General features: G+C 36.2%; 3 protein-coding genes. 2 read left to right on the forward strand and 1 reads right to left on the reverse strand.

Translation table 11 applies throughout. The features are described 5' to 3' along the window. Positions 1 to 106: 106 nt before the first annotated feature. Entirely contained in the window at positions 107 to 1,252 is a 1,146-nt protein-coding gene (locus QP439_RS08680) for a low temperature requirement protein A (RefSeq protein ID WP_285389590.1), read from the reverse strand. Positions 1,253 to 2,053: 801 nt separating this feature from the next. Between QP439_RS08680 and QP439_RS08685 the strand changes: the two genes are divergently transcribed. Beyond that, positions 2,054 to 3,343 (forward strand): membrane protein, encoded by a 1,290-nt coding sequence (locus tag QP439_RS08685; RefSeq protein WP_001062783.1) that lies wholly within the window; start codon positions 2,054 to 2,056, stop codon positions 3,341 to 3,343. A 9-nt stretch (positions 3,344 to 3,352) separates the two neighbouring features. Then, entirely contained in the window at positions 3,353 to 4,441 is a 1,089-nt protein-coding gene (locus tag QP439_RS08690) for an AI-2E family transporter (protein ID WP_169435191.1), read from the forward strand. Positions 4,442 to 4,591 lie beyond the last annotated feature (150 nt).

The following is a 4,591-nucleotide window of genomic DNA, read 5'->3' on the forward strand; positions in this document are numbered from 1 at the left end:
TATCATCATAACTCAATTTCATAATAAAACACCCCAAAAGTTAGATTTTTTCTGTCTAACTTTTGGGGTGCAGTACATTCCAAGGCCTTTTTATATTATAAACTCATTAAAACAACTCCCAGTAAGGTGTGGAATGTTTTTTAGTCTGTGTCATATAAAAATAAATAGAATGAATAGCTATAGCTAGAGCTAAAATGGTTGTTATACTCACTACTATTATAGGATTAGGAGCAAAGATTAAAGAGAGAATCAAGGCAGCCAGATAGAGTGTAGCTTGGACACAGTAGTAACTTTTCGAATAGCGAAGATAGTGTTTGTTATAGGGCCCATTTGCTAGGACAGCAGCTTGGAAGAGGCCAATTCCGATATAAAAGAAGCTGGTTGCAAAGAGAAGATTAGTTTCAGGATTCAGAAGAAAACTCATCGAAACGGTCATCATAAGAAGTCCAATGAAAATAGGATAGTGACTGTAAATTAGAAATAGTCCCTTTTGATTAGATTCTTCATCAATAGCATGGTCGAATTGAACAAAATAAAACAAGAACAGAGAAAGCATAATAATGAAATAAAGAACCGAATAAATCGAGAAATTCTCGATTGTAAAGAAGCTAACTAGCCCCATAATCATCTCTCCAAACGTAATAATGACAAGAAGGGAGATGCGCTCGATTAAATGGGGGAGAACTATCTGGAAATGATCATCTTTACTAATCGAGGTAATTGGCGTAATAAATGTTAGCAGAATACTAACATAAAGGATATAGACTCCAATGTAAATAGGAAGAAGAGCTGCTAGATAGATTTCTAAACTTCGTAGACCTGTTATCCATAGAAAACCTTTGATACTTTCCCTATGAACATTATCGGTTGATTTTTTAAAAAACTCAACCAAATATTGAAAAAATAAGGTAAGGGTTAATGTACCAATAGCCCAACAGACATAATGAAAATATTGTTGCCAATCATCTTTAATCAAATTGGATATAAAGAGTAAAAGTCCCATATTGATAAACATGATTAGCATGTTAAATAAAGAGTTCTTTCCATAGCGATTGGTATAAACGGTTTGAATCATCCAGGCATTGATGAGAAGCAAGACAGACATGAAAAAATCAAGCAAAGAATTCCAAGTCAAAATACCGTTATGAAGATGGTGAATTAAAGCAGTTACTTTTGAAATCGCAAAAACAAAAACTAGATCATAAAAAAGTTCTGAATAATTTACACGTTTATGTTTAACAAGAGTTGTCATCTTAAGACCTTTCTATTTTAGAAGTACAATTTATTATAACAGAAAATGGTAATAAAAAAAAAGGAGATGCTTAAATAACTTCATGTGACGCGAATGAACTGCGCCACAAAAGTTAGGTTTTTTCTGTCCAACTTTTGGGGTCAGTACAGAAGGGCCGCTTTTTCTATCGTTTTTAGTGCTAAGACTACACAAAAAAGCCTTGTAAATCAAGGCTTTTTCCTGTTGATTTAGATGCCCCCTACAGGGATTTGGAAAGGACTTTCATATTGAGAGCAATTAAAAATATTGAATATAAGTGATTTTAGGTATTTTCAATGTCATGATTTAAAAATGGGACAAAAGTGGGGCAAAAACCATACAGATTCTAAACTGTATGGTTCTTTTTTTATCTAACCAAGAAAGGTTAAAACTTATTAAAACACATGCAATCAACTGTTGAAAACTTTTTAGTCCGTGTAATATAAAAACAAGTAAAAAGTTGAACTATAGGGAATATTGTGTCATAATAGGTAATAGATGAATAATTAATAGATTGGAAATAATGCTTTCTTACCTTAACAAGTTGAATTGGTTATACATTTTTTCGTCGCAATTGTGTCTATCTCTCGAGTTTAGCTAGTTTTTATAAGCTCTGGTTTCTAATCAATATAACAAATTTTAGAAGTGCATAAGACAAGATGGTGACATTACTACAGTCATTTCTAGTCACCATATGTTGCTGGCACAGGCTGTTTGTAGTGTTGGCTATTTACTAGTCAGTTTAATCGGAGTGTTTAATTTTTATTGTTGAAAGGTTTTTATATGGCGAAAATTCTATCTTTAGGTCTGACAGGTAAGAAATTACTTGCTCAGGGGTTCTTGTTTGTTCTGCTAGGTCTCATCTTGATGGTCACGGGGACTTGGTTGCCAGTAAAGGTTATTCGACTGGTTCTGTTTTTAGCTTGGATAGCAACGGTCTTAGATTTAGTATTACGTATTTTCAAAAAAAGTCAGTCAACGGACACCTTGGGAGTTGCACTGGTTAAATTGTTAGTGCTGGGATATTTGCTTGGCTCCAATCTTGCGACGGATGTGCCGATTTATATTTTGGCTCTTGTGATTGGAGTTTATCAGATTTTTCATGCTAGTATTAACCTTGTCACCTATGTTCTCTACCGCAAAAACAAAATTCGACCTCGTTTTCGTCTCTTACTAGATGGACTCGTACTAGTTTTTCTTGGTGGGACTAGTCTTTTGTCCTCTACAGGAAATTCTGTCTTTCAACTCTTTGTATTAGGGGCTTATTTTTTCCTTTATGGTGTGTCCAATATCCGTGATGGTTTCTTGTTTGAGGAGGAAATTGGGAAAAACCATCTCAAACGTCGCATTAGAATTAGCTTACCTATTGTCCTAGCCGCTCTCATCCCTGCAAGAACTTTAGCAAAAATCAACAAATTCATGCAGGAAAATGCTGATGAGAGAGAGGATATCCATCTTGGAATGGTGAAGTCTGGTAAGACAGCGGAGCTTGAAATTTTTGTTCATACAGCTGAGACCTCTCTGTTTTCGGCAATTGGTCATGTGGATATCTGCTATCAAGGCCGTGTTATTTCTTATGGCAACTATGATCCGTCTTCTGAGACCTTATTTGGCATGGTAGGAGATGGTGTCTTATATTTCTGTGATCGTGACAAGTACATTGACCTATGTAAACGTGAGAGTCAAAAAACGCTTTTTGGTTATGGGATAGATTTGACGCCTGAAATGGAAAAAGCAGTTCAGAAAAAGTTGGCTGAATTGAAACAACTGACGATTCCATGGGAGCCAAGTGCAGATAAAATCATGACAGGTGATGGTAAGGAAGACTACACCTACGCTTATAAAATCAGACATGAGACAGATGGGGAACTTTATAAATTTATCAAATCTAAGTTTAAATCCTACTTTGTCTTATCTACAAACTGTGTGCTCTTGGCTGATACCATAGTCGGTCAGGCTGGCACCGATATCCTCTCACCCAAAGGATTTATCGCTCCAGGAACTTACCAAGCCTACCTTAATCGAGAGTTTGAAAAACCAAATAGTATAGTCGTATCTAAACATGTTTATTAAGGAGAATTTATGAACTTAGTAAAAAAATACACCCCGTTAATACTTTTTATAGGGCTGGTTGCTCTTGTAATTCTGAATGCATCGAGCTTTATATCAGGAGCAATCTCTCTCTTTGATGTAATATCAACCTTGATTTATGGTGCTGTTATTGCTTTTGTGCTTAATGTTCCTATGAAAAAAATTGAACAGTACTTAGTTAAATTGAAGGTAAAGGCAGAGTTGCGTCGTCCGATTGCCATGGTACTTGTTTTCCTAGCTCTTATCTTAATCGTGATTGCTCTTTTGGTTTTGGTGCTGCCAACCCTAGCCCAGACTATTAGTCAGCTGGGAGCAGTCCTTTCAACAGTCCTGACTCAACTTAGGAAATTGCTAGACAGCTCGGAATTTGTAACCAAAGACATGCTGTCAACTATCGTATCAGGCATACAGGGACAGTCTAGCTCTATTAGTCAAGCTTTGATAACCTTCTTATCCGGTCTGACTAGTAATATCGGCAATATTTTTTCAAGTTTGATGAATGCCTTTTTGATTATAGTCTTCACCTTTTTATTTTTATCCAGTAAGGAACATCTGGCAGCGATGACGAGTCGACTTCTAAAAGTTTTTCTTCCAGAGAAGGTGGTGATAAAGTTGACTTACATTGGACAAGTAGCACTAGAGACTTATGACCAATTTTTGATGAGTCAGCTGATTGAAGCAGTTATCATAGGAGTTATGATAGCGGTTGGTTACAGCGTGTTTGGGATACCCTATGGAGTAATGACAGGTATCTTTGCAGGAGTGCTATCGTTCATTCCTTATGTAGGGCCTATGATTGCTTGTGTTGTGGGAGCGATTTTTATCTTCACAGTGAGTCCTACTCAAGCCTTACTTTCTCTTCTTCTATATCAAGTTATACAGCTGATTGAAGGAAACCTTATTTATCCTAGAGTTGTAGGTCAGTCTATTGGTTTGCCAGCTATTTTCACGCTTGCGGCTGCTAGTATTGGAGGCAATCTCTTTGGCTTACTTGGGATGATATTCTTTACACCGATATCTGCTGTTATCTATCGATTGGTTAAGGAATTTGTCGTTGCAAAGGAAAATCAGCTAGATTAAGAAAAACTAAATTTAATAGGCTCTTTGTCAACTGTAGTGGGTTGAATAAAAGCTAAAACCGAGAAAGGACAAATGGCTCTTTGTCAACTGTAGTGGGTTGAAGAAAAGCTAAGCTCTAGAAAGGACAGATTTAGTCCTTTCTTTTTTGAT

The organism is Streptococcus sp. UMB1203, from assembly GCF_030217725.1.
In the GTDB taxonomy this organism is placed as follows: Bacteria; Bacillota; Bacilli; order Lactobacillales; family Streptococcaceae; genus Streptococcus.

Coding starts and splice junctions, on each gene's coding strand:
- QP439_RS08680 (WP_285389590.1), bottom strand. CDS start 1,252: ATGACAACTCTTGTTAAACATAAACGTGTAAATTATTCAGAACTTTTT.
- QP439_RS08685 (WP_001062783.1), top strand. CDS start 2,054: ATGGCGAAAATTCTATCTTTAGGTCTGACAGGTAAGAAATTACTTGCT.
- QP439_RS08690 (WP_169435191.1), top strand. CDS start 3,353: ATGAACTTAGTAAAAAAATACACCCCGTTAATACTTTTTATAGGGCTG.